This window comes from Propionibacterium acidifaciens, from assembly GCF_003798325.1.
Taxonomy (GTDB): Bacteria; Actinomycetota; Actinomycetes; order Propionibacteriales; family Propionibacteriaceae; genus Propionibacterium; species Propionibacterium acidifaciens.
The window spans coordinates 165,430-189,288 of record NZ_CP033719.1 but is presented as its reverse complement, the minus strand read 5'-3'; the positions used below and the strand labels follow the sequence as shown (position 1 = coordinate 189,288).

19 protein-coding genes, 1 tRNA gene and 1 other RNA gene are annotated in these 23,859 nt (G+C 69.8%); 13 read left to right on the top strand and 8 right to left on the bottom strand.

Going from position 1 to position 23,859, the window contains the following annotated elements; genetic code table 11:
* Nucleotides 1–51: 51 nt before the first annotated feature.
* The 3 genes from EGX94_RS00775 to EGX94_RS00765 all read right to left on the bottom strand — a co-directional run bounded on the left by EGX94_RS00775 (nucleotide 52) and on the right by EGX94_RS00765 (nucleotide 3,697).
* A complete protein-coding gene (locus EGX94_RS00775; protein WP_123826407.1) occupies nucleotides 52–1,149 on the bottom strand; it encodes a PucR family transcriptional regulator in 1,098 nt (365 codons plus the stop codon).
* A gap of 130 nt (nucleotides 1,150–1,279) precedes the next feature.
* Entirely contained in the window at nucleotides 1,280–2,353 is a 1,074-nt protein-coding gene (locus EGX94_RS00770; protein ID WP_021797188.1) for a sugar kinase, read from the bottom strand.
* 141 nt (nucleotides 2,354–2,494) lie between these two features.
* A complete protein-coding gene (locus EGX94_RS00765) occupies nucleotides 2,495–3,697 on the bottom strand; it encodes an amino acid aminotransferase (protein ID WP_021797182.1) in 1,203 nt (400 codons plus the stop codon).
* Between the two features lie 244 nt (nucleotides 3,698–3,941).
* On the opposite strand from EGX94_RS00765, the gene aceE reads away from it, so the two are divergent.
* The 4 genes from aceE to EGX94_RS00745 all read left to right on the top strand — a co-directional run bounded on the left by aceE (nucleotide 3,942) and on the right by EGX94_RS00745 (nucleotide 8,408).
* On the top strand, nucleotides 3,942–6,692 hold the full coding sequence (aceE, locus tag EGX94_RS00760; protein WP_021797191.1) for a pyruvate dehydrogenase (acetyl-transferring), homodimeric type: 2,751 nt from the start codon (nucleotides 3,942–3,944) through the stop codon (nucleotides 6,690–6,692).
* Nucleotides 6,693–6,951: 259 nt separating this feature from the next.
* On the top strand, nucleotides 6,952–7,380 hold the full coding sequence (locus tag EGX94_RS00755) for a DUF3052 domain-containing protein (RefSeq protein WP_021797184.1): 429 nt from the start codon (nucleotides 6,952–6,954) through the stop codon (nucleotides 7,378–7,380).
* A 346-nt stretch (nucleotides 7,381–7,726) separates the two neighbouring features.
* A complete protein-coding gene (locus EGX94_RS00750; RefSeq protein WP_028705980.1) occupies nucleotides 7,727–8,188 on the top strand; it encodes an Hsp20/alpha crystallin family protein in 462 nt (153 codons plus the stop codon).
* A gap of 146 nt (nucleotides 8,189–8,334) precedes the next feature.
* Nucleotides 8,335–8,408, top strand: a tRNA-Val gene (locus EGX94_RS00745).
* A 33-nt stretch (nucleotides 8,409–8,441) separates the two neighbouring features.
* On the opposite strand, the gene EGX94_RS00740 is transcribed toward EGX94_RS00745, so the two are convergent.
* From EGX94_RS00740 to EGX94_RS00725, 4 genes are all read right to left on the bottom strand, one after another.
* On the bottom strand, nucleotides 8,442–9,209 hold the full coding sequence (locus tag EGX94_RS00740) for an amino acid ABC transporter ATP-binding protein (protein WP_148083280.1): 768 nt from the start codon (nucleotides 9,207–9,209) through the stop codon (nucleotides 8,442–8,444).
* A 17-nt stretch (nucleotides 9,210–9,226) separates the two neighbouring features.
* Nucleotides 9,227–9,970 carry an amino acid ABC transporter permease gene (locus EGX94_RS00735; RefSeq protein ID WP_233418687.1) on the bottom strand — a complete coding sequence of 248 codons (744 nt, stop codon included), beginning with the start codon at nucleotides 9,968–9,970 and terminating at the stop codon, nucleotides 9,227–9,229.
* 248 nt (nucleotides 9,971–10,218) lie between these two features.
* On the bottom strand, nucleotides 10,219–11,115 hold the full coding sequence (locus tag EGX94_RS00730; protein ID WP_021797187.1) for a transporter substrate-binding domain-containing protein: 897 nt from the start codon (nucleotides 11,113–11,115) through the stop codon (nucleotides 10,219–10,221).
* 324 nt (nucleotides 11,116–11,439) lie between these two features.
* Nucleotides 11,440–11,901 (bottom strand): GatB/YqeY domain-containing protein, encoded by a 462-nt coding sequence (locus EGX94_RS00725; protein ID WP_028705982.1) that lies wholly within the window; start codon nucleotides 11,899–11,901, stop codon nucleotides 11,440–11,442.
* A gap of 126 nt (nucleotides 11,902–12,027) precedes the next feature.
* Here EGX94_RS00725 and prfB point away from each other — a divergent pair, with 126 nt between their 5' ends.
* The 9 genes from prfB (at nucleotide 12,028) to ssrA (ending at nucleotide 21,334) form a co-directional block, all read left to right on the top strand.
* The gene (gene prfB / locus EGX94_RS00720) at nucleotides 12,028–13,146 is read left to right on the top strand and encodes a peptide chain release factor 2 (RefSeq protein ID WP_028705983.1); all 1,119 of its coding nucleotides are present in this window, start codon (nucleotides 12,028–12,030) and stop codon (nucleotides 13,144–13,146) included.
* 134 nt (nucleotides 13,147–13,280) lie between these two features.
* The gene (gene ftsE / locus EGX94_RS00715; RefSeq protein WP_021796942.1) at nucleotides 13,281–13,967 is read left to right on the top strand and encodes a cell division ATP-binding protein FtsE; all 687 of its coding nucleotides are present in this window, start codon (nucleotides 13,281–13,283) and stop codon (nucleotides 13,965–13,967) included.
* 92 nt (nucleotides 13,968–14,059) lie between these two features.
* Nucleotides 14,060–14,974: a permease-like cell division protein FtsX gene (ftsX, locus tag EGX94_RS00710; protein WP_021796939.1), complete on the top strand. Its 915-nt coding sequence runs from the start codon at nucleotides 14,060–14,062 to the stop codon at nucleotides 14,972–14,974.
* Between the two features lie 177 nt (nucleotides 14,975–15,151).
* Nucleotides 15,152–15,634 carry an SsrA-binding protein SmpB gene (gene smpB / locus EGX94_RS00705; protein ID WP_021796943.1) on the top strand — a complete coding sequence of 161 codons (483 nt, stop codon included), beginning with the start codon at nucleotides 15,152–15,154 and terminating at the stop codon, nucleotides 15,632–15,634.
* A gap of 169 nt (nucleotides 15,635–15,803) precedes the next feature.
* Nucleotides 15,804–17,717 carry a DUF2207 domain-containing protein gene (locus EGX94_RS00700; protein WP_043120678.1) on the top strand — a complete coding sequence of 638 codons (1,914 nt, stop codon included), beginning with the start codon at nucleotides 15,804–15,806 and terminating at the stop codon, nucleotides 17,715–17,717.
* Nucleotides 17,718–17,907: 190 nt separating this feature from the next.
* Complete coding sequence (locus EGX94_RS00695) at nucleotides 17,908–19,344, top strand: purine-cytosine permease family protein (protein WP_043120676.1); 1,437 nt, start codon at nucleotides 17,908–17,910, stop codon at nucleotides 19,342–19,344.
* On the top strand, nucleotides 19,341–20,288 hold the full coding sequence (locus EGX94_RS00690) for a PfkB family carbohydrate kinase (RefSeq protein ID WP_021796951.1): 948 nt from the start codon (nucleotides 19,341–19,343) through the stop codon (nucleotides 20,286–20,288). Before EGX94_RS00695 ends, EGX94_RS00690 begins: the two co-directional genes overlap by 4 nt.
* 130 nt (nucleotides 20,289–20,418) lie before the next feature.
* On the top strand, nucleotides 20,419–20,883 hold the full coding sequence (locus tag EGX94_RS00685; protein ID WP_021796944.1) for an excalibur calcium-binding domain-containing protein: 465 nt from the start codon (nucleotides 20,419–20,421) through the stop codon (nucleotides 20,881–20,883).
* Nucleotides 20,884–20,966: 83 nt separating this feature from the next.
* Nucleotides 20,967–21,334: a transfer-messenger RNA gene (gene ssrA / locus EGX94_RS00680) on the top strand.
* Nucleotides 21,335–21,717: 383 nt separating this feature from the next.
* On the opposite strand, the gene EGX94_RS00675 is transcribed toward ssrA, so the two are convergent.
* Entirely contained in the window at nucleotides 21,718–23,856 is a 2,139-nt protein-coding gene (locus tag EGX94_RS00675; protein ID WP_123825771.1) for a hypothetical protein, read from the bottom strand.
* Nucleotides 23,857–23,859: the final 3 nt, after the last annotated feature.

Below are 23,859 nucleotides of genomic sequence, written 5' to 3'. Positions count from 1 at the left end.
GGAGTACCGCTCGACCGTGCGGGATTTTATCGGGACCGGAGGATCGGCCCCTCACCGGGAGTCGGCGGCGGGGTTCGTCACCGTGAGCCGGCCCAGCGTGATCGCCAGGTGCAGCGCATAGGCCTGACGCGGGTCGAAGGGGCTCATCGCGGTGAGCTCCTCGACCTTGTGCAGGCGGTAGCGCACCGTGTTGGCGTGCACGAACAGGGCCCGCGCCGTGGGCTCGACGGCGCACCCGTTGTCGAGGAAGCCGATGGCCGTTGCGAGCAGCTCACCGCCGGCGGCGGCCAGCGGCCGGTAGACGTCGTCCACGAGCCGGCGGCGCGCGAGCGGATGGCCGGCCAGGGCCCGCTCCGGGAGCAGCTCGAACGAGGCGACGACGCGCGGGGCCTCGGGCCAGGCGTGGGCGACCCGGGCCGCCGACAGGGCGCCCTGGGCCGAGGCGGCGGCCTCGCGCAGGCCGGTGACGAGCGGACCGACGATGACCGTCCCCGAGGCGAAGAGCGCCTCGAGCTCGTGGGCGGCCCGCAGCGCGGCATCGGTGCCGGTCAGCTGCTCCCCGCCGATGATGACGATGATGCGCCCGCCCTGCTCGGAGGCGAGCGCGGCGAGCCCCCGGCCGGCGGCCGCGGCGCGCAGCTCGTCCAGGTCGGGCTCGTCGGGGCGCGGCCCGGCGATGACGCAGACCGGGCCGCGCGTGTTCCAACCGAGTGCCGAGGCGCGCGAGACGACGAGGTCATCGGTCTCGGCGCGCACGATCGCGTCGACGATGAGCGCCTCCATGCGCTCGTCCCAGCCGCCGCGCAGCTCGGCGGCGCGGGCGTAGACCTCGGCGGTCGCGAAGGCGACCTCGCGGGAGAAGTGGACGATCGACAGCTCGAGGACGGGCCGGTCCTGCGGCGGGACGAGCCCGCCGACCCGCTCGGCGACGACGTTGACCGTCGTGCGCACGAGGTCGACCGTCTGGTGCAGGGAGATCTTGCGGGTCAGCGAGCGCGGCGCGGCGTTGAACAGGGTTCCCGGGTCGGCCGCGCGGCCGGCATCGACGAACCACGCCAGGAAGTTGTCGATACCGGCTCGGGCGACGATGGTGATCCAGCTGCGGTCCTCGGCGCCGAGGCTCCGGAACCACCGGTGCCGGTCCTCCATGGCCCCGACCACCCGGGTCGTGAGCGTGCCGACCTGCTCCCTCAGACCGGCGACGATCTCGTCGCGGTGCTCGGGCGAGAGACCGTCCGGGCCCCAGGCGCCCCGCGCGGAGGGCCCGGACGGGGCGCCGTCAGCGCTTGATGCGGGCGTTGCCATTCCAGATGGTCCAGATCTGGTCCTCGTCGACGGGGACCGCGTAGTCGGTGAGGACGGTGGTGGCCAGGGCGCCGGAGGCCCAGCCGAACCGGAGGCAGCGCTCGGCGTCCCAGCCCTTGAGAAGGCCGTAGAGGATGCCGCCCACGGTGGCGTCGCCGCCGCCGATGCGGTCGAGCACCCCGATGGGACGCGGCTCGGCGACGTGGAACTCGCCGTCGTGCCACAGGATGGCGCCCCACAGGTGCTCATTGGCGTTGACGACCTCGCGCAGCGTCGTGGTGAAGTACTCGACGCCGCCGAAGCGCTCGTGGGCCTTCCCGATCATGCCCTTGAAGCCGTCGATCTTGCCGGCCAGGCCCCGGCCGCCGGCCTCGGGACCCTGGAGGCCGAGGGCCAGCTGGAAGTCCTCCTCGTTGCCGACGAGCACGGTGCACAGCTCGGCGATCTCGGTGAAGGCCTCCCGCAGCTCGGCCTCGCGGCCCTCCCAGAAGGAGGCCCGGTGGTTCAGGTCGAAGCTCACCGCGGTGCCGTGCCTCCTGGCGGCGCGGGCGACCTCGAGGCAGAACCGGCAGGTCTCGGGGCTCAACGCCGCGATGAGACCGGACATGTGGACGATCCGGACGCCCTCGTCGCCGAAGATGCGGTCGAGATCGAAGTCCTCGGCGCTCAGCGTGCGGCCGACCTCGCCGGCGCGGTCGTTCCAGACGCGGGCGCCGCGGTTGCCGTAGCCCGAGTCGGCGATGTTGAACTGGTGGCGGTAGCCCCAGGCCCCTCCCTGGGGGACCTCGGGGCCCTCGTAGGCCATGTGGCGTCCGGCCAGGTCGGACTTGATGAGCTGGGCGATGGGGGAGCCCGCGACGAAGTTCGTGAGGATCTTCACGGGCTGGCCGAGGTGGCTGGAGATGGAGCCGACATTGGACTCGGCGCTCGTCACCTGGAGCATGAACTGGTTGGCGACGTGCACCGGCTGACCGGCGGCAGGACTGATGCGCACCCCCATGCTGGTGGGGATGACGAGGCTCCACTGGGCGTCTTCGCGCAGGTGCATGGCGTTGCCTTTCTCGGGTGTCCGTTTCGGCGCCGCTCGCACCGGGGGTCCGCACCGGCGGGGCGCGCGTGCAGCACAGCCTAGTCGGCGCGGCGGCCCCGGGCCCGGGCCGATGCATGCTGTTGCCCGGGCCGGGACGGGTCAGCCCCGGTGGACGGCCGCGATCGCCGACGCGACGTACTCGACGTTGCGGCTGTTCAGGGCCGCCATGCAGATCCTGCCCGTGTCGAGCCCGTAGACGTGGTACTCCTCGCGCAGACGGATCATCTCGTCCCTGCTCAGGCCCGAGAAGCTGAACATGCCCGCCTGCCGGGTGATGAAGCCCATGTCCTCGACCCCCGCGGCCACGAGGGCCGCCAGGAGGGCGGCGCGCATGTCGGTGATGCGGGTGCGCATGGTCGTCACCTCCTCCTCCCAGCCGGCGCGCAGGTCGGGGTCGGTGAGGATCGTCGCGGCGATCGTCGCGCCCTGGAAGGGGGCGTTCGAGTAGAGGCTGCGGACGGTGCGGGCGAGCTGGCTCTTGACGCGGGCGGCCTCGTCGGCGTCGGCGCACACCGCGTGGATGGCGCCGGTGCGGCCGCCGTACATGGCCATGTTCTTGCTGAAGGAGCTCGCGACGAAGAAGCTCAGACCGGCCGCGGCGAATGCGCGGACCATGCCGGCGTCCTCGACGAGGCCGCGCGAGAAGCCCTCGTAGGCCAGGTCGATGAAGGGCATGAGCCCGCGCTCGGCGAGCAGCTCGGCCAGCGGGCCCCAGTGCTCGGGGCCCAGGTCGTAGCCGGTGGGGTTGTGGCAGCAGGCGTGCAGGAGCACGACGGTGCCGGGCTCGGCCGCCCGGATGTCGGCGAACATGCCCTCGACGTCGATGTCCTGGGCGTCCGCGTCATAGTAGCGGTAGCTGCCCGTGCGGTAGCCGGCGTAGCGGAACAGCGAGTGGTGGTTCGCCCACGTGGGATCGGAGGCGATCATCGGCGCGTCCGAGTCGATCTGGTGGCGGTAGAGGTCGGCGCCCAGCAGGAGCGCGCCGGTGCCGGAGAGCGACTGGATGGTCGCGACCCGACCCGAGGCGACGGGCTCGGAGTCGGCGCCGAAGACCAGTTCCTGGGCGGCCTCGTTGAAGGGCTCCCAGCCCCTCATCGGCAGATAGGTCCAGGGATCGGGGTCGTCGGCCATCTGCTTCTGCACCTTCTCGACGGACTTGAGCAGCGGCACCCGGCCGTTGTCGTCCTGGTAGACGCCCACTCCGAGATTCACCTTGCGGGGATCTGTGTCCTGGTTGAACAGATCGGTCAGGTGGAAGATCGGGTCGTTCGGGGCTGCGTCGAGTGAGGCGAAGATGGACATGCCTGTGGTTCCCTTCCTTTTCGCGGCGAACGTTACCGGCGGCCCGCGGATCCTCCCGCCGCCTCGTTCCCCGATGAGATCGGGACCCGACCGGTCGGCCCGGTTGGTCCGACCGGTCGTGGTCGGGCCAATTACGCTGAGGGCTGGTTCCGTTTTCCAACGGGGAGCTCCCCGCCGGTTGGAAGATGGGGGCAGTCCGTCGGCACCGCTCGCCGCCGGACAGCTGAGCTGAAAGGACGACAGCGTGATCCCTCGCGAGGAACCCGGACCCATTCTCAACGGCCAGCCCACGAGCCTGCCCGACACCGACCCCGAGGAGACCCGCGAGTGGGTCGACTCGTTGGACGGGATGATCGACGCTGACGGCCAGAACCGCGCCCGCTATGTGATGCTCAAGCTCAACGAGCGGGCCCGTGAACGTCGTATCGGGGTGCCCTCGTTGGTCTCCACCGACTACGTCAACACGATCCCCGCCGACCAGGAGTCGCCGTACCCCGGCGACGAGGAGCTCGAGCAGCGGATCCGTCACACGCTCCGCTGGAACGCGGCGGTCATGGTGCATCGCCAGCAGCGTCCCGGCGTCGGCGTCGGGGGCCACATCGCCACCTACGCCAGCGCCGTCCACCTGTACGAGGTGGGGCTGAACCACTTCTGGCGCGGCAAGGACTCCGACGACCGGGGTGACCAGGTCTTCTTCCAGGGCCACGCGAGCCCCGGCATGTACGCCCGCGCCTTCGTCGAGGGCCGCCTCACCGAGGCCGATCTCGACGGCTTCCGTCAGGAGTACTCCCGTCCCCGCGGCGGGCGGGGGCTGCCGAGCTATCCGCACCCGCGCCGCATGCCCGACTTCTGGGAGTTCCCGACGGTGTCGATGGGGCTGGGCCCGATCAACGCCATCTACCAGGCGCAGTTCAACCGCTATCTCGAGAACCGGGGCATCAAGGACACCAGCCGTCAGCACGTCTGGGCCTTCCTCGGCGACGGCGAGATGGACGAGGTCGAGTCGCGCGGCGCCCTGCAGCTGGCCTCCAACGAGGGCCTCGACAACCTCACCTTCGTCGTCAACTGCAATCTGCAGCGTCTCGACGGCCCGGTGCGCGGCAACGGCAAGATCATCCAGGAACTCGAGGCCTTCTTCCGCGGCGCCGGCTGGAACGTCATCAAGGTCATCTGGGGCGAGAACTGGGACCCGCTCCTGGCGGCCGACGCCGAGGGCGCACTGGTCGCCATCATGAACGCCACCAATGACGGCGACTACCAGACCATGAAGGCCAACGACGGCGCCTGGGTGCGCGAGCACTTCTTCGGCCAGGACCCCCGCACCGCCGCCATGGTCGCTGAATGGAGCGACGACGAGATCTGGTCGCTGCGCCGCGGCGGCCACGACTACAAGAAGATCTACAACGCCTACAAGGCCGCCACCGAGTTCAACGGCGGCCCGACCGTCATCCTCGTGCACACGATCAAGGGCTACTTCCTCGGCACCCACTTCGCCGGCCGCAATGCGACCCACCAGATGAAGAAGCTGGCCCTGGACGACCTCAAGGGCCTGCGCGACCGCTGCGGGATCCCGATCAGCGACGCCCAGCTCGAGGCCGACCCCTACCAGCCGCCGTACTACAAGGAGCCCGACGACTCGGACGCCATGGCGTACATGTTCGAGCACCGCCGGGCCCTCGGCGGCTTCCTGCCCGAGCGGCGCACCACCGGCAAGGAGCTGCAGCTGCCCGGTGAGAAGGCCTACAGGTCGATCAAGAAGGGCTCCGGCCATCAGAAGATCGCCTCGACGATGGCCTTCGTGCGCATCCTCAAGGACCTCATGCGCGAGAAGAGCTTCGGCCCGTTCGTCGTGCCGATCCTTCCCGACGAGGCCCGCACCTTCGGCATGGACTCGTTCTTCCCGACGAACAAGATCTACAACCCGAACGGTCAGAACTACACACCGGTCGATCACGACCTCATGCTCAGCTACCGCGAGGCTGTCAACGGACAGCTCCTGCACACGGGCATCAACGAGGCCGGCTCGGTCGCCGCCTGGACCGCCGCCGCCACCAGCTACGCCACCCACGGCCAGCCGATGGTCCCGATCTACCTCTTCTACTCGATGTTCGGCTACCAGCGCACCGGCGACGCGATGTGGGCCGCCGCCGACCAGATGGGTCGCGGCTTCTACATCGCGGCCACCGCCGGGCGCACGACGCTCACCGGCGAGGGCACCCAGCACATGGACGGCCACTCGCCGATCCTCGTGAGCACCAACACGGCGCTCGTCAGCTACGACCCGTGCTACGGCTACGAGCTGGCGCACATCGTCGAGGACGGCCTGCGCCGCATGTACGGCGACGAGCCCGAGGACATCGCCTACTACATCACCGCCTACAACGAGCCGATGGAGCAGCCCGCCGAGCCGGCCGACGTCGACGTCGAGGGCATCCTCAAGGGCATGCACCTGCTCTGCGAGGGGTCGATGGAGGGCGTCAACCCGGACGCCCGCCGCGCCCAGCTGCTCGCCTCGGGCGTCGGCGTCCCGTGGGCCCTCCGGGCCCAGGAGCTGCTCAAGGCCGACTGGGGCGTCGTCGCCGACGTGTGGAGCGTCACGAGCTGGGGCGAACTGCGCCGGGACGGTCTCGAGTGCAACGAGCAGTCCTTCCTGCACCCCGAACTGCCGCAGCGCGTGCCCTTCGTCACGCGGTGCCTGTCCGGGCGTCCCGGCCCCGTGATCGCCACGAGCGACTACATGAAGGCCGTGCAGGACCAGATCCGCGAGTGGGTGCCGACCGACTACACAGTGCTCGGCGCCGACGGCTTCGGCTTCTCCGACACCCGCGCCGCAGCCCGCCGCGAGGTGCACATCGACGCCGTGTCGATGGTGGTCGCCACCCTGCAGACCCTCGCCCGCCGCGGCGAGGTGCCCGCCGAGTGGGCCGCCCAGGCCGCCGAGCGGTACGGCCTGCTCGATGTCTCCGCGGCGGCGGCCCCGGTCGAGGAGCACTGATCGGGGAGCGCATGTCGTCGTGCTCCCCCGGCGCGGCAGGGCGGAGCAGGGGCGTCACCGGCCCGTGGGCGCCCCTGCTTCTACGTCCCGGCGGGTGCCGGCGGTGCTCTCGCCTCGTGGGCGTCCCCGCCGGGCGACGTGCGGTCCGCCCGGCGGGGACGCACCCAATCCCTCGCTCTCGGGCGCGCGGGCCGGGACGGCGCCGGATCGGGTGCGTCCCGGTGCGCGCAGACGGACCCGCATGTGGTGAAGTAGTGCCATGGCAGGCAGTACTGACAAGTCATCCACCTCGATGGGGGGAGCCGAACTACTCAAGCTGCGTCCCGGCATGATCGTCCAGGAGCTGGGCTGGGACGATGACGTCGACGAGGAGCTGCGCGCCGACATCATGGACCTCATCGACGCGGATCTCATCGAGGACGTCGTCGAGGCCGTCGATGCGGTCATCCTGTGGCAGCGCGACGACACCGACGTCGCCGATGCGCTGGTCGACGCGCTCCGCGATCTGTCCGATGCGGGGTACATCTGGCTGCTGACGCCCAAGATCGGCCGTCCCGGGTACGTCAAGCCGATCGACATCTCCGAGGGCGCCTCGGTCGCCGGTCTCACGGCGACGAGCGCCGTCGAGGTCTGCCCCGACTGGCAGGCGTGCCGGATCGTCCGTTCGCACAGCGCCCGGCGTTCCTGAGGGGCCCGGCGCGGAGCAGGTGCGACGTCCTCGTGCGGTTCCGTCGGCGACTCCGTGCAGGGACGCGCTCCCGTCGCGCTTTCCCGCGCAGGTGCGTCCTCGTCGGCCCGGTCGCGTCCACCGGCCGGAGCCGGTCGTGGTTCCGCCCCGCCGCCTTGCTGCGCACCCGGAAAATTCTTCGACGAGGGTTGAGCGTGGCCCGCTCAAGGTGGAATAATCAGAGTTGAGTCAAGGTTACTCAAGGTGAACGCGGTGAGACCGGTCGAGGCGCGGCCGGTCGAGGCGCGGGAACCGTGCCCGCACGGGAGACTCCCGGGCGGCGAGGACGCACAAAGGACGGCGCACGATGAGCACCATGCTGTACAACCCCTTCCGCGAGATGGATCGCTTCTTCGACCAGGCGGCCAGGGCCGTGGCCCGCGACGCCAGGCTCATGCCGATGGACCTCTACCGCGATGGCGACAACTTCATCGCGAAGCTGGATCTGCCGGGCGTCGATCCGGCCACCATCGAGGTCGGCATCGACGACCGCACGCTGACCGTCACCGCCGAGCGCAAGCCCGTCGAGATCGAGTCCGGCGACAAGAACCACTGGGTGAGCCGGGAGCGCACCACCGGCAGCTTCGCCCGCCAGCTCACCCTGGGCGGCGGCCTCGACCTGGCGAACGTCAACGCCGACTACGCCGATGGCGTGCTGACGCTGACGATCCCGGTGGCCGAGGAGGCCAAGCCGCGCAAGATCTCCGTCACCGGTACGAGCGTCCCGGCCCAGGTCGAGGGCTCGCCCGAGGAGAAGAAGGAGGCATGAATCCGCAGGCCCGCGCGAGCGCCCCGCCGGGGAGCCCGCGCGGGTGGAGGTGATGCGGACAGTGGCCCCGCCGGGCGTTCGGCGGGGCCACTGCTCCGTCCGGGCGCATCCGCCCGCCCCCGCCCATCGCTACAATCGCTGGACAGGGGCGCATAGCTCAGTTGGTCAGAGCGCATCCCTTACAAGGATGAAGTCGGCGGTTCGAGCCCGTCTGCGCCCACCGGCCCGGGGCGCCCCGGGCCCTCGCCGGGCCTCACTCGGTGTGCGTGAGCACCTTCTGGAGGAACTCCTTGGTGCGGTCCTGCTGCGGGTGGTCGAACAGCTCGGCGGGGGAGCCGGACTCGACGATGAGACCGTCGTCCATGAAGACGGCCAGATCGGAGACCTCGCGGGCGAAGCCCATCTCGTGGGTGACGACCATCATCGTCATGCCCGAGGCCGCCAGGTCCTGCATGACCGCCAGCACCTCGCCGACCAGCTCGGGATCGAGGGCGCTGGTGGGCTCGTCGAAGAGCATGAGGTCGGGTTCCATGGCCAGTGCGCGGGCGATCGCCACGCGCTGCTGCTGACCGCCGGACAACTGCGCCGGGAAGTGGTGGGCGCGGTCGGCCAGACCGACGCGCTCCAGCAGCTCCATGGCCCGGGCGCGGGCCTCGTCCTTCGGCTTGCCGGCCACCCGCACCGGCGCTGCCATGACGTTCCCGAGGGCGGACATGTGGGGGAACAGGTTGAACCGCTGGAAGACCATGCCGATCCTCGACCGCTGCGCCGCCAGCTGCTTGGGCCGCAGCTCGTGGAGCCTGCCCCGCTCGTCCCGCCCGTAGCCCATGAGCGTGCCGTCGACCGTGATCGAACCCGACTGGATCTCCTCGAGCACGTTGACGCAGCGCAGCAGCGTCGACTTGCCCGAGCCCGACGGGCCCAGGATCGTGCAGACCTGGCCGCGCTCGACCTGAAGACTCACGCCCTTGAGGACGTGCAGATCGCCGTAGAACTTGTGCACCGCGTGCACCTCGACCATTGCCATGTCCGTCCTCCTCAGCCGACCCACTCGTTCGGCGCCGCGTCCGGCGTCGTGCGCGCCGCGTTGATCGCGGCCTGGCGCGAGGTGCGCTGCCTGCGCCTGCCGCGCCGCGACAACCGGTCCGGGGCCTGCGAGTCGCTGCGCCCGTAGTAGGCCTCGAGCTTCGACTGGAAGAACATGAGGATCGACGTGATGACCAGGTACCAGATGCCGGCGACCACGAGGAAGGGGATCGGCAGCAGCGTCTGGGAGCCGTAGTCGGTCGCGACCTTGGTGAGCTCCAGGGTGAACGGGACGGCCGTGACCAGCGAGGTGGTCTTGAGCATCGAGATCGTCTCGTTGCCGGTCGGCGGGACGATGACGCGCATGGCCTGCGGCAGGACGATGCGGAGGAGGATCGTGCGCGGACCCATGCCGAGCGCCTGCGCGGCCTCCTCCTGGCCCCTGTCGACCGAGCCGAGCCCCGAGCGGACGATCTCGGACAGGTAGGCGGCCTCGTTCAGGCCCAGGCCCAGGATGGCGCACACACCGGCGGTGAAGACGTCGTAGGTGCGGAAGCTCCAGAACTCCGGCCCGAAGGGGATGCCCAGGCTCAGCCGGGGGTAGAGCACGCCGACGAGGCCCCAGAAGATCAGCTGGGTGTAGATCGGCGTCCCGCGGAAGAACCAGATGTAGAAGGTGGCCACGGCGCGCATCACCGGATTGTCGCTGCGGCGCATGACGGCCAGCGTCACGGCGAGGACGATGCCGATCGCCATGGCGGCGACCGTGAGGATCAGCGTCCAGCAGATGGCCCGGCCGATCTCGTAGGTGAACAGCATGGGCAGCACGAGGCCCCAGTGGTAGTTCTTGTTGGTGACCAAGCCGTGAACCGCCATGGCCGCCAGTACGACGATCACCGCGACGGCGATCCAGCGCCCCCAGTGGCGCAGCGGGACCGCGTGGATCAGCTGGGGGGCGTCCCCGGCGGACGGGGCGTCGGCGCTCGTGGCCGCTGACTCGTTGCTCATCCTTCGACCTCCGGGTTCACGACCGCCTGCTCGGCGACGTTGTCATCGATGCCCCAGGCCGCGAAGATCCGCTTCAGCGTGCCGTCGTTCATGAGGGACTGCAGGGCGGCCTGCATGGCGCTGGTCATGGCCGGGTCGTCCTTCGGGACGACGACGCCGAACGGGGCCATCTCGGTGACCTCGCCGATGGCCGAGATCGTGCCGCCGGTCCTGGAGACCGCGTAGTCGACGACGGGGGAGTCGGCCGACATGGCCTCGATCTTCCCGCCGACGAGGGCCTGCGTCACGGCGTCCTGACTGTCGTAGCGCTGGATGTCGGGCGGCGTCTGGCAGCGCGTGGCCTGCTCGGCGACCGCGTCGTCCTCCATCGTGCCGGTCTGGACGCCGACCGAGCGGCCGCAGACGTTCGTCGGGTCGAAGCCGGTCGGGTTGCCGGTCTGCACGGCCCATGCGATGCCGCCGAAGTAGAACTGGATCATGGTGAAATTGGACTCGCGCTCGCTCGTGATCGTGAAGGACGAGGCGCCCGCCTCGTACTTGGTCCCGATGGCCGGCATGATCGAGTCGAACTCGGCGTTCTCGACGCCCAGTTCCAGTCCCATGCGCCGGGCGACGGCCCCCATCATGTCGATCTCGTAGCCGACCGGGGTGCCGCCCTGCTGGAACTCGGCCGGGGCCCAGTACAGGTTCGAGCCGATGACCAGCCTGCCGTCCGCCGAGACCGATTCGGGAACGAGGGCCTGGACGGCCGGATCCGCCTGCACCGTCGAGGTGTCGTAGCCCGTCGTGCCCGAGTCGTTGTACTCGGCGATGACGGCGTCGGCCGACTGGCAGGCCGTCAATGACACCGCGCACGCCGCCGCCAGAGCGGCGATGGCTCTCCGTGAACGCACGAGCCCTCCTGCTGTGATTCCGGGTGGACCCGGGGCCCTCGGCCCCGGGCACCCACCGATGCGTGCGCACGCGCCGATCGATCGTGCGCATGCACCCATGATTATCGACCGCGGCCCGGCCCCGCGGCGCGCGCGTCCGGCATGTGCTCCCGGCCCGACCCGCGGACGCTCCGGGCGGGGTCCGCGCCGGAGCCCCGGGGCGCCTCCGGCGCGTCCCGCTGCGCGGCCCTGCGCTGCTCCGCGGCATCGCCCGGGGTCCGCACGGGTCTCGCGGGTGCTCCACGCCTGCCGCCCAGGGGCCGTTTCCGCGGCGGGACCCGTCGGTCAGCCGGTGATGGCCCTCTTCACCGCCGCGGCGACGGCCCGTCCCTCGGCGCGGCCGGCGGCGCGGGCGTTGACGGCCCTGACGATGGCGCTCATGCTCCTCATGGTCGGGGCCTCGTCACCGCAGACGGCGCGGATCTCCTCGGCGACCATGGCCGTCACCTCGTCCTCGGACAGCCGGGCGGGAAGATAGCGCGACAGGAGGGCGGCCTCGGCCGACTCCTTCTCGGCCAGTTCGGCGCGACCGGCGTCGGCATAGGTGCGGGCCGAGTCCTCGCGCGTGCGCACCTCGCGAGTGAGGATGCGCAGCTCCTCCTCGTCGCTCAGCTCGTGGGCGGGCCCGGAGACCTCCGCGTTCATGATGGCGGCGATCGCCATGCGGATCGTCGACCTGGCCTGCTCGTCCCTGGCCTTCATGGCCACCACGAGATCGGACTTGAGCTGGTTCTTCAACGCACCCACGGGAACTCCTTGTCGACTGTCGCGTCCCGGACCCGCTCCACGGGCCCGGCGGCCCATCCATCCTCCCACCATTCGCGCGGACCGCCCGTCCATGCCCGCCGGGCTCCGGCGGGCGGTGCCGTAGACTTGCTCGACGTGGCCCTGGATGAATTGAACGAACGGATCTCTCAGCTCGACAAGTCGCTCGCGTCGATCGAGTCGGTCGTCGACGTGCCGGCCAGGAAGGAGCAGATCGCCGAGCTCGAGGTCGAGTCCGCGGCCCCCGATCTGTGGAACGACCAGGAGCACGCCCAGCAGGTGACGAGCAGGCTCTCGCGCCTCCAGTCCGACGTCGAGCGCGTCGAGGGGCTGCGCGGGCGTCTCGATGACGTGCAGGTGCTCGTCGAACTGGCCGCCGAGGAGGGCGACGAGGCCACTGCGGACGAGGCGGACAAGGAGATCGGCTCCCTCGCCGAGGAGATCGAGTCCCTCGAGGTGCGCACCCTGCTGTCCGGCGAGTACGACGAGCGCGACGCCCTCGTGACGATCCGCTCCGAGGCCGGGGGCGTCGACGCGGCGGACTTCGCCGCCATGCTGCTGCGCATGTACGAGCGCTGGTGCGAGCGCCACGAGTACGCCTACGAGGTCTACGACATCAGCTACGCGGAGGAGGCCGGCATCAAGTCGGCGACCTTCACGGTCAAGTGCCCCTACGCCTACGGCACCCTCTCGGTGGAGCAGGGCACCCATCGACTCGTGCGCATCAGCCCCTTCGACAACCAGGGTCGGCGCCAGACGAGCTTCGCCGGCGTCGAGGTGCTGCCGGTCGTCGAGGAGACCGACCACATCGACGTCCCCGAGCAGGACATCCGCGTCGACGTCTTCCACGCCTCGGGCCCCGGCGGCCAGGGCGTCAACACGACCGACTCCGCCGTGCGCGTCACCCACCTGCCCACCGGCATCGTCGTGAGCTGCCAGAACGAGCGCTCCCAGATCCAGAACAAGGCGGCCTGCCTGCGGGTCCTCCAGGCGAAGCTGCTGGAGAGGGCCCGCGCGGAGCGCGAGGCCGAGATGAACGCCCTCAAGTCCGATGGCAACTCATGGGGCTCCCAGATGCGCTCGTACGTCCTGCACCCCTACCAGATGGTCAAGGACCTGCGCACCAACCACGAGTCGGGCAACCCCGACGCCGTCTTCGACGGCGACATCGACGCCTTCATCGACTCGGGCATCCGCTGGCGCCGCAGGGTCGAGCAGGAGAGCTGAGAGGCCCCGTCCGCGCGACACGCCGGGCGCGTCGAGCCGGGCGCCGGAACGGCTCCTCCTAGACTCGTGGGGAACCGTCGAGGGCTTCTGCGGCCGCGGCGGACCCGCCTCAGTCCAGCCGTCAGGAAGCAGCCGTGATCACATTCGAGAACGTCACGAAGGTCTACCAGAACCAGACGGCCCCCGCGCTGTCGCACATCGACGTGAGCGTCGACAGGGGGGAGTTCGCCTTCCTCGTCGGCGCCTCCGGCTCGGGCAAGTCGACCTTCCTGCGCCTCATCGTGCGCGAGATCCGCGCCACCTCCGGACGCGTCCTCGTCGACGGCCGGGACGTCGGTCGGCTCGGCCAGTTCCGCGTGCCGAAGCTGCGCCGCAAGGTCGGCATGGTCTTCCAGGACTTCCGGCTGCTGCCCGGCAAGACGGTCTACGAGAACGTCGCCTTCGGCCTCCAGGTGATCGGCCGCCCCAGCGCCGAGATCCGCCAGCGCGTACCCGCCACCCTCGACCTGGTGGGCCTATCGACCAAGGGCGACCGACTCCCCGAGGAGCTCTCCGGCGGTGAGCAGCAGCGCGTGGCCATCGCCCGGGCCGTCGCCAACGACCCGCTCGTGCTCATCGCCGACGAGCCCACCGGCAACCTCGATCCCGCCACCAGCGTCGGCATCATGAAGCTGCTCGACCGCATCAACCGCCGCGGCACCACGGTGCTCATGGCGACCCATGACGCGATGATCGTCGACCAGATGCGCCGCCGCGTCATCGAACTCGACGCCGGCGAGGTCGTCCGCGACCAGTCCACCGGCGCCTACGGCACCGCATGAGCCCGCGGGCCCCCGGTCGTCCGCGCGGTCAGGACCGTCCGCCCGAGCCCCCGCACACACAGACCTCGTACACACAGACAAGGAGTCCATCGATGCGTCACACCCTGCGTGAGACCTGGTCGGGCCTGCGTCGGAACATGTCGATGACCTTCTCGGTCATCGTCACGATGTGGGTCTCGCTGGCACTGTTCGGCGCGAGCCTCATGACCATCGCCGAGGTCGACGAGCTCAAGGGCGAGTGGTACGACCGGATCGAGATCTCGGTCTTCCTGTGCAACCAGGACTCCGCGGCGAGCGGGGTCGGGGGCAACTGCGTCGAGGGCGGGGGCGTCGCCGACGACCAGCGCGAGGCCATCCGCACCGCGCTCGAGTCCGACCCGAACGTCGAGACGATCTACTACCAGACCAAGCAGGAGGCCTACGACGAGTTCCAGACCACCTACGGCGACAACCCGGTCAAGGACACCCTCACCGTCGAGCAGATGCAGGAGTCCTTCCGCGTCAAGCTCAAGGACCCGCAGAACTATCGGGGCCTCGTCTCCGAGCTCTCGGCGCTGAACGGGGTGCAGAACGTCCAGGACCTGCACCCGATCCTCGACCCCTTCTTCCGCGTCATCAACGCCCTCAAATGGGGCACGATGGGCATCGCCTGCGTGCTCCTGCTGGCCGGCACCCTGCAGATCGCCAACTCGATCCGCATGTCGACATTCACCCGGCGCCGTGAGATCGCCATCATGCGCCTGGCCGGGGCCTCCACCACCTACGTTCTGCTGCCCTTCCTGCTCGAGGCCCTGTTCGCCGGCGTGATCGGCTCACTGCTCGCCTGCGGCGTCATGGCGGGCCTGCAGTACTTCGTCGTCGACCGGCTCTCGCAGGCGGTCACGATCTCGCTCGGGATGATCGGATGGGCCCAGACCGGCCGGGCGATGCTCGCCGTGCTGGCCGTCGGCGTGGCCCTGTCCGTCCTGCCGACCCTCGTCGTCACCCGTCGCCATCTGCGCGTCTGAGCCCCTCGCGCCCGCCCGCGCTCCTGCGGTTGCCGGTAGGGTGGTGCCGCAGACGGGCCGGGCAGGGGCCGGTGGTGCTATGCTTACCTGTTCGGGCGGCACCGGGCCCCGCCCGTTCGGACAGCGACACGGGTCTCGCCCCGATCGGGCGGACGGACATCGATGGAGGGAGCGGGCATGCCGCGCGAGAAGGGCGAGAGGATGATCGCCCGCAACAGGAGGGCGACGCACGACTACTCGATCGGCGAGCGCCTCGAGGCGGGCATCGTCCTCACCGGCACGGAGGTCAAGTCGCTGCGCGACGGGCGCGCCTCGCTGGCCGATGCCTTCGCCACCATCGACGACGGCGAGGTCTGGCTGCACCAGGCCAACATCCCCGAATACTCCATGGGCAGCTGGCGGCGCAGCCACACGGCCCTGCGCAAGCGCAAGCTCCTGCTGCACCGCCAGGAGATCGCACGTCTGGAACGCCAGCTGGCCTCCTCGGGCCGCACGCTCGTGCCATTGGCCATGTACTTCAAGGACGGCCGCGCCAAGGTCGAGCTCGCCGTCGGCACGGGCCGACGCGAGTGGGACAAGCGCCAGGCGATCCGCGAGCGCGACATGAACCGCGAGGCCCAGCGAGAGCTGGCCGACCGCACGAGGAGGGGCCGCCGCTGAGCGCCCGCACGACGAGGAGCACCCCCACTGGCCCCGGACACGCCTCGGGTGATCTCGTCCGTACCCCGAACGCCCCGACGACGGAAGGAACGATGTGAGCAGTTCGAATCATCCCCATGCCGACCGGTCTCGCCGCCGCGACGGCGCCCCGCATGGTTGGTCTGGTCGGGTGGGTGCGGTGTTGGCGGTGGTGGTGCTCGTGGTTGCGGGGGCGCTGGTGCCGGGTACGGCGCAGGCGCAGACGAACGACAGCGTCGATTCGTGGGACACGACGTTCACCGTCGGCACGGATGGCCTGCTCCGCGTGTCGGAGACGATCGTGTGGCGCTTCGGGTCGAACTCGGGGCGGCATGGGATCAAGCGGACGCTGCCGACGCGGGAACCGTTCGGTGACGAGGCCGACAAGAAGGACGCCGTCTACGACATCACGGATGTGTCGGTGACGAGCCCGGACGCGTCGGCGGCGTTCACGACGAGCACTGATTGTGAGCAGGGCGGTCCCAGGGACTGCTCCGAGACGCTCAAGATCGGTGATGCGAACACGAGGATCACCTCGGCCACGGCGACGTACACGATCGGTTACACGGTGTCGGGGGCGTTGCGCAGCTCGGGGGACTACGACGAGCTCTACTGGGATGTCGTCGGCAGTGAGGCGCCCACGATCGACCGGCTCTCGGTGAGTGTCGAGGTGCCGGGCGGTGTGCAGGAGACGCGGTGCTACTCGGGTGCGGCGGGGACGAGCACGGAGTGCACGAGTCAGGCCGTCGTGGACGGCAGGGGGGTCTTCACGCAGGAGCCGAGGACGGCTGGGACGGTGACGACGATCGGGGCGAAGATCGCTCCGGGGCTTGTCTCCGACAACCAGCCCCACCTGGAGAAGGCGCGGATGTCGGAGACCGCCAAGGCGTCGCTCGCCTTTCTGGGCGTGGGCGGCTCCTGCACGATCGCGGCGATCGTCGGACTCCTCCTGTTCTGGCGAAACAGCCGGGATGAGCGTTTCGCCGATGTGCCGCCCGGTATGGTGCCGGCCGGCACCGATGATGCTCCGGTGCGTCCTGACAAGAAGTCCGATCATGAGACGATCCCGGTGCGGGTGGTTCCGCCCGATGTGCCGGTGGCGGTCGGTGGTCTGCTCATCGACGGGCGGATCGGGGCGCGGGAGACCTCGGCTGTGCTCGTGGATCTTGCTGTGCGTGGCGCCATCCAGTTGCGTGCCGAGGATGATGGGGAGAGGGTATATGCGCGGCTCGTGGACGCCTCCCGGGTCGACCAGCCGTTCGAGGAGGAGTTCCTGCGCACGATCTTCTCGAACGAGAAGGCCGAGCCCGGCGCCGAGGTCGCCCTGCACAAGCCGGGCGCGTTGTTGAAGGCCGGCGAGCAACTCAGCTCCGACGTCACCTACTCGGCCACGAAAAGCCGCCTCATGAAAAGCGCCGGAAAGGTCGGCGAGAGAGGCTCGGCCATGCTCTCGACGGTCCTCTGGTGGATGATCGGCCTTCCGATCCTCTTGGGCATGTTCTCCCTCGTGGGCTCCGGGGGCATGCAGTTCACGCCGACGAAGTCCGCCGCAGCGGCGTCAGTTGACCCCAGCGCAGCGGCGATCCTCGGCTTCGTCATACCGGCGGTCGTCTTCGGCATCGGTTGCTGGCAGATCCACTCCCGGGGTCAGCGCACCGCGCTCGGCAGGGCGTTCACCGACCAGGTCGACGGCTTCCATGAGTATCTGGCGACGGCGGAGGCTGACCAGATCCAGTTCGAGGAGGGTCGGGACATCTTCAGCGAGTATCTTCCGTGGGCGATCGCCCTCAACCTGACCAACCGTTGGGCGCAGATCTGTCGGCGACTCGCCGAAGAGGGGCGCCTGCCCGCCACGCCGCCGGCCTGGTACTACGGCGACCCCGCCTCCTTCAACTACGGCTACTTCGCCGGGAACATGGTGCGGTCCATGAGCGCCGGTTCCAGCCCCGCCCCCTCGAGCGGCGGCTCCGGCAGTGGTTTCGGCTCCAGCGGCGGCTCGTCGTTCAGCGGCGGCGGGGGCTTCTCCGGAGGCGGCGGCGGTGGCGGCGGCGCCAGCAGCTGGTGATGACCACCGCGGAGGCCCGTGCGACGCGGTCCGGTCCGCACGCATGATCCGATCCTGTCGGCGGTGTCACGAACACGGCGGGCGGGCCATCAGCCCTCCGAAGAGCGGTGCACAATGAGTGGGCCGCGCCCCGCCCGGGGATCCCCCCGGACGGGGCGCGCGGACCAGGACCCGCACCGAGGACACCCGCATGAACGACCAGACATCCGGCGGCGTCGGCCGCATCGAGACCCGGGGCATCGAACCGGTGCCCGACAACGAGCGCCGCGGCGGCCCCGGGAGCCTGTTCTGGATGTGGTTCGGCGCCAACATGGGCGTGCTCGGCATCACGATGGGCGCAGCCCTCGTCACCCTCTACGGCCTCGACCTCGCGCAGGCGCTGCTCGTGACGATCGCCGGCTCGTGCGGCTCCTTCGCCCTGGTCGGCTGGCTGTCGACCACCGGCAGGCGCAGCGGCGCCCCCGGCCTCACGGCCTCGCGCGCCGTCTTCGGGGTGCGGGGCAACTGGGGGCCGACGATCGTCAGCTGGATCAGCTTCGTCGGCTGGGAGACGACGATGTGCACCACGGCGGGCTTCGCCCTGCTGGCCGTGCTCGGGATCCTCGGCGTTCCCGTCACGACGCCCGTCATCGTCGGGTGCATCCTTCTCGTCGTCACCATTGCGGCGGTCATCGGCCTGCTCGGCCATGCGACGATCATGTGGATCCAGAAGTGGCTCACATGGATCTTCGGCGCCCTCACGCTGGCCGTCGTCGTCCTGCTGGCGGTGACCGTCGACTGGCCGGCCGTCGGCGCCCTGCCCGCCGGCGGCCCCTCGTCCGTGCTCGGCGCCTTGGGCTACATCGCGGCCGGCACCGGCCTGAGCTGGGTCGCCGCCGGCGCCGACTACGCCCGCTATCTGCCCCGCACCGTCTCGTCCGCAGGCCTGATCGCCGCCGTCGTCGGCGGCGCCGGCATCCCGCTCGTCGTCCTCATCACGACCGGCTCGCTCATGGCCGGCTCCGACCCCGGGCTGGCCTCCGCGTCCGACCCCGTCGCCGCCATCGGGGCCAGCCTGCCCGCCTGGATGCTCGTCCCGTATCTGCTCGCCGCTGCCGCCGGCCTCATCGCGGCCGCCGATCTGTCGCTGTACTCCTCGGGGCTCAACCTGCTGACCGGAGGCATCCGGATCACCCGCATGGCCGCCGTGTGCATCGACGGCGTCCTCGTGCTCGCCGGCGGGCTCTACATCACCGTCGTCGCCGAGGACTTCTACGGCCCCTTCACCACCTTCCTCACGCTCCTCGCCGTGGGACTCACCGCCTGGGCCGGCGTCTGCGCCGTCGACCTGGCCACCCGACGGGTCTACGACACGGCGGGCCTCACCGACACCGCCAGGGGCAGCACCTACTGGTACACGGGCGGCGTGAACTGGGCGGCCCTCGGCCCCTGGCTCATCGCCATCGCCGCCGGGCTGTGCTTCACCACGGCCGCCGTCGGCGACGACGTGTGGTTCGCCGGCCCGCTCGCAGGCACCTGGCTGGGTGAGAACTCGATGGGCTGGCTCGTCGCCGGTCTGACGGGCGCGGCGCTCCACGCGGTCGGCCGTCGCCTCGTCGGGCGACCCGTCGAGACGGAGCGACTGTGAGCGGGGCGCGCGCCGGTCGGGTCGTCTCGCTCGAGTCGATCATCGTCGACCTCGGCATCGACGTGCCGAACCTGCCCCCAGCCGGCGGCGACGTCATCGCCTCGGGCTCACGGGCCCGGGTGGGCGGCGGCTTCAACCTGGTCGCCGCGGCGGCCCGGCAGGGGACGCCCACCGTCCACGCCGGACGCATCGGATCGGGCCCCCACGGACGACTCATCGCCGACGCCCTGGCGGGGGAGGGCGTCACGGTCGCCGGGCCCGTCGACACGTGCGAGGACTCGGGCTTCTGCATCGCCTTCCGCGCGCCGGGGGTCGAACCCACCTATGTGACGGTGCCCGGGGCGGAGAGCATGCTGAGGCCGGCGGACCTCGCCGGGATCCGCCCCGGCGCCGGCGACGTGCTCTGCGTCTCCGGCTACGACCTCATGTACGAGATCAGCGGCTCGACGATCACGGGCTGGCTGGGGGAGTGCGGCGCCGCTCCGCTGGTCGTCCTCGACCCCGGCCCGCTCGTGCTCGACATCCCCGTGGCGGCGCTGAGGGCCCTCACCGGTGTGCTCGACGTCCTGACGCTCAGCGCCCGTGAGGCCGTGCTCGTCGCCGGGGCCGGGCCGCCGGACGAGCAGCTGCACCGGACGGTGCGCCGGCGCCTCGGGCTGCGGGACGGGACGGTGCTCGTCGTCCGCGCCGGGGCGGCCGGTTGCACCTCGACCCGCGGCGGCTCGGAGGAGCCCGTCACGACCCCGGGGCGCGCTGTCGAGGCCGTCGACGTGACCGGCGCCGGCGACACCCACACCGGAGTGCTCGCCGCACGGCTCGCCGAGGGCGCCGCCCTCGACGATGCCCTGGCGGCGGCCAACGCGGCAGCGGCGCTCTCCGTCACCCGCCGGGGCCCTGCCACGGCGCCACGCCGCGACGAGACGGAGCAGTGGGGTCTCACCTGATGAACATCAGGGGGAACCCCCACTCATCCCTTGTTTAAAATTCATCTGGTGGCGCCGATGGGGGTTCTCGCGGCGGCGGTCGGGGCGCCACGGCCGCTCCGTCCTCATCCTGAGGGAAAGCGGCGTCACCATGAGTCTTCTCCACGAGCATCCGCTCGCCGTGGCCATCGGCACCGGCATCACGGCCCTGTTCATCGGTGTGCTGGGCGGGGTGAGCAGCGCGGAGCCTGCGTCGTCGGCCCCGTGCTCCCCGGCGGTGACGAGGACGGCCACCGCCACGACGACGGTGATGCCGAGTACGAGCCCCACTCCCGCGCCGACCGTCACGGTGACCGAGCAGGTGACGGCCACGGTGACCGCCCCGGTCCAGTACGCCGGCGCCGGCTCCGGCACCGACCAGGGTGCGGGCGGCGGGACCGCAGACACCGGAACCGGCGGGGGCGGCACCGGTGGAGGCTCGGACGCCGACGGCGGGTACGCCTACTACAAGAACTGCAGCGCGGCCCGCGCGGCGGGGGCGGCTCCGCTGTACCGCGGGGAGCCCGGCTACCGCTCAGAGCTCGACCGGGACGGCGATGGCGTCGCCTGCGAGTGAGCTTCGGTTCGGTGGCCTCGGCGCGTACACTTGCAGTGCAGCCGTTCCGCGTGGTCCGCCACCGGGTCGGTGACAACTCAACAGGGGGTGATCGGTTTCGACTGGAGTGGTAGCTCCAGGAGAAGCGGGCCGAGAATCCAGAGTCGTCTCGTTAATGTCCTCTGGGAACCAACAAGTGCCGATACCAATCGCACTGACTTCGCTCTCGCTGCCTGATCAGTGACCGAAGGGTCAGCCCGGACGTAGCCTTCCGTCCGGTTCCTGGCCTCATTCAGAAGGCTTGCTCAGTGGTCCGTGTCCGGGGGATCGCTGGGGACTCCTCCCGGACTGGGCTTGGCCGCAACTCGTCGACGTGAGTGCGGGGGCCGAGCAGACCGTCAAGTCGACTGCGCCCGGAGAAGACCTGGTCCGCCTCGTCAGGACGCGGGTTCGATTCCCGCCACCTCCACGAAGAGCCTGCTGGCGTTGATGCATTGACGCGCCAGCAGGTCTTTTGTCGTTTGCATGTGCCGTTTTCGGTCTTGCGTGTGAGAGTTGCCGATTTCGGATCAAAACCCCTGGCTGGGGCGTTTTTATGCGCGCGAGAACAAGAAGGACGCCGGAGGTCACGACGGTTGCAGGCGGAGCTCCGTTAAGTCCGGGTGGAAGCCGAGCCCCCGAAGAAAGCGGCGACCCTCGTCCGCTCAGGGGGGGCTTGTGCAAAACCTTGACGCAATCCAAGTGAAACGTCTAGCCGGCGGGCTCATGGAATTGAATTTTGCATAAGCCTCCTCATGCATGGGAACACTACTCTTTATCGGTGTCCGAAAAATGTGAGGCGCTTCAGGAATTGGATTATTTCGCCGGGGGATCGGCCAAGCCGGGAAGGTTGTAGCGGTTGTCCAAAGGGTACTTCTGCGGATTTGTCTTGTGCTTGACCCGGTTCTCCTCGCGGTTCTTGAACCATGTCGTGATGGGGGATATCTCGTCATCTGTGGCGGGACAGTCCGCGTCGGGGTATTGGACGAGCGAATCGTCACTCCATCCGTAGGCGGAGCGGACGAAGGCCCGCACTGCCAGGCTCCTCTCGAAGTCTGCGGGCAGATCCTTGAGGAGCTCTGGGACGGCCGTCTCACTTGGGGCGGTTAGGCCCAGGCATCCCTCCAGGTCCCGATAGGTCTTGGCCAGTTCGACACCGCTGTGAACGATGACGGCGGTGGCCCTGATCTCGACCATCCCGAGGCCGAGGGGCTTGCCGAAGCCGAGCCTGTGATAGCCGACGACGGGAGACCTGCCGGTCCGTCGCTCGCCGTCGGGCACCAGACGCTCGGGGGTCAGCAGCCACACGAGGACGGCGAGCTCCTGCCTGGTCAGCCCCTCGAAGCTGATCGTCGTCGTGAAGGCGGCTCCCGGCGCGAGGTAGGAGCCGACGGCGGTCTCGCTGGGGCCCGGGGAGCCGGTCAGGGGCTTGACGTTCGGGATGGACTCGATCGGCTTATCGATCTGCAAACGGTGAGACGGGTAGACCTTTCGGATGAGGCGCTGGTCGCCCGCGTAGGTCTCGCTCCGGGTCGTCTTTTCCGGGGGTGTCCTACCGTTCTTCCCATGGAGGTACGGCACGCCGGTCGATGGCTTCGGGCTGGCCAGCGTCGGCAGGATCCAGCCCGTGCTGTCGCCCTCCGGCAACCTGAGCCAGTTCTCGCCCTCGGGCTGCAGAGCTGGGGTGATCGGGTGGATCGTGATGCGTCCTCGTACTGCCGCTCCCTGGTCCTGCCCCTCGTCCTTGGTGTCGGCGACGAAGCCCCACATGCGGTCCGCAAGGGAGGCCTCGGCATAGCCCCGCGCTGGGGTGATACCGTCGGCCTCGGCCAGCTCCGCGGGCGTGCGCGCGCCGCTGCTGACGCGTCTGCCCACCTGGGACAGGGAGAGTCCGGTGATCGTGCCCGTGGAGTCGATGGAGGCGAAGAGGGGGACACCAGGGTCGGCGGCGGCCAGCCTTCTCAGGTACTGCTCGATCGCCTCGCGGTCCGCGCTGAGGCCCGGCCCGCCGTGGGACGTGTCGAGAATCGAGTGGATGAGCCAGGTGTTCGGGGCGTCGGAGCGGCGGGTCTTGGACTCGTCCGGTGCGCCGGCCTCATGGCGGCGCGCCTCCTGGCGTTTGAGGGTGCGGATGTTCTCCAGGTAGCTGTGGATGACCTCGACGAGGCCCGCCAGAACCCGTTCGGAGACCTCGCGGTAGGTTCGGTTCTGATCGTTGTCGAAGAAGATGAACTCGTTGTGCTTCGTGTCAATGAGAGGGTCTGAGCCCTCGGGGGTGAGTCGGACGACGTAGCCGGTGTAGGAGCGACCGTTGGTCTTTGAGCCCCGTTTGGTAGCACCGCAGAAGCGCTCGCCGTTGATGGAAGCCACGATGAGACGCTTTGTTTGGTAAAACCTCTCCTCCTGCATGGTGAAGGTGATCCTGCTGAGGTGAGGCGTCGCGGTTCTGAGCAGGCTGAGTCGTGCCGCGACGTCCTCGCGGCTCGTTCCGCCGTGGTATTTTTTCTTCCTATCCTTGACGGCCCCGGAGTACATGAGCCCGCCTGATTGGTTATACAGGGATGTACGGGAGTTCTCCGAGTTAGGCAGGACGACCGCGCACAGATACGGCGGCTCTTCCCACTGCCCCGGCTTGAGCCTTGGGTTCTTTCCGAGCATGATGCGCGCTCGCAGGCCGGTTCCCTTGCGAGCGCCTGGATCTGGGACGAGGAACACGGGGTAGAGAATCGCGGATTCCTGGGTGGTACGGCGGTGCGTGAGCACATGGTCATGGCCCGCGAAGACGCGCATGCGCGAGGCGGTGACCGCCTCGTAGGCGGAGGACAGGACGCCCTTGAGGGTGCTGACCGGGATGGACACATCATCCCAGTTCGTGGTACCGCCAGTAGCTCCGCTGCGCGAGGCGACGATGACCCGCCCGTCCTTGGTGTCCTGACCGGGAACGGTCGGGGACACAAC

What these genes read in the sequence shown, in the direction of transcription:
- EGX94_RS00770 (WP_021797188.1), bottom strand. Translation starts at nt 2,353, where the DNA reads ATGCACCTGCGCGAAGACGCCCAGTGGAGCCTCGTCATCCCCACCAGC.
- EGX94_RS00755 (WP_021797184.1), top strand. Translation starts at nt 6,952, where the DNA reads ATGGCAGGCAGTACTGACAAGTCATCCACCTCGATGGGGGGAGCCGAA.
- EGX94_RS00685 (WP_021796944.1), top strand. Translation starts at nt 20,419, where the DNA reads ATGAGTCTTCTCCACGAGCATCCGCTCGCCGTGGCCATCGGCACCGGC.
- EGX94_RS00735 (WP_233418687.1), bottom strand. Translation starts at nt 9,970, where the DNA reads ATGGCGATCGGCATCGTCCTCGCCGTGACGCTGGCCGTCATGCGCCGC.
- EGX94_RS00740 (WP_148083280.1), bottom strand. Translation starts at nt 9,209, where the DNA reads ATGGTCGAGGTGCACGCGGTGCACAAGTTCTACGGCGATCTGCACGTC.
- EGX94_RS00750 (WP_028705980.1), top strand. Translation starts at nt 7,727, where the DNA reads ATGAGCACCATGCTGTACAACCCCTTCCGCGAGATGGATCGCTTCTTC.
- EGX94_RS00765 (WP_021797182.1), bottom strand. Translation starts at nt 3,697, where the DNA reads ATGTCCATCTTCGCCTCACTCGACGCAGCCCCGAACGACCCGATCTTC.
- EGX94_RS00775 (WP_123826407.1), bottom strand. Translation starts at nt 1,149, where the DNA reads ATGGAGGACCGGCACCGGTGGTTCCGGAGCCTCGGCGCCGAGGACCGC.
- smpB (WP_021796943.1), top strand. Translation starts at nt 15,152, where the DNA reads ATGCCGCGCGAGAAGGGCGAGAGGATGATCGCCCGCAACAGGAGGGCG.
- ftsX (WP_021796939.1), top strand. Translation starts at nt 14,060, where the DNA reads ATGCGTCACACCCTGCGTGAGACCTGGTCGGGCCTGCGTCGGAACATG.
- EGX94_RS00695 (WP_043120676.1), top strand. Translation starts at nt 17,908, where the DNA reads ATGAACGACCAGACATCCGGCGGCGTCGGCCGCATCGAGACCCGGGGC.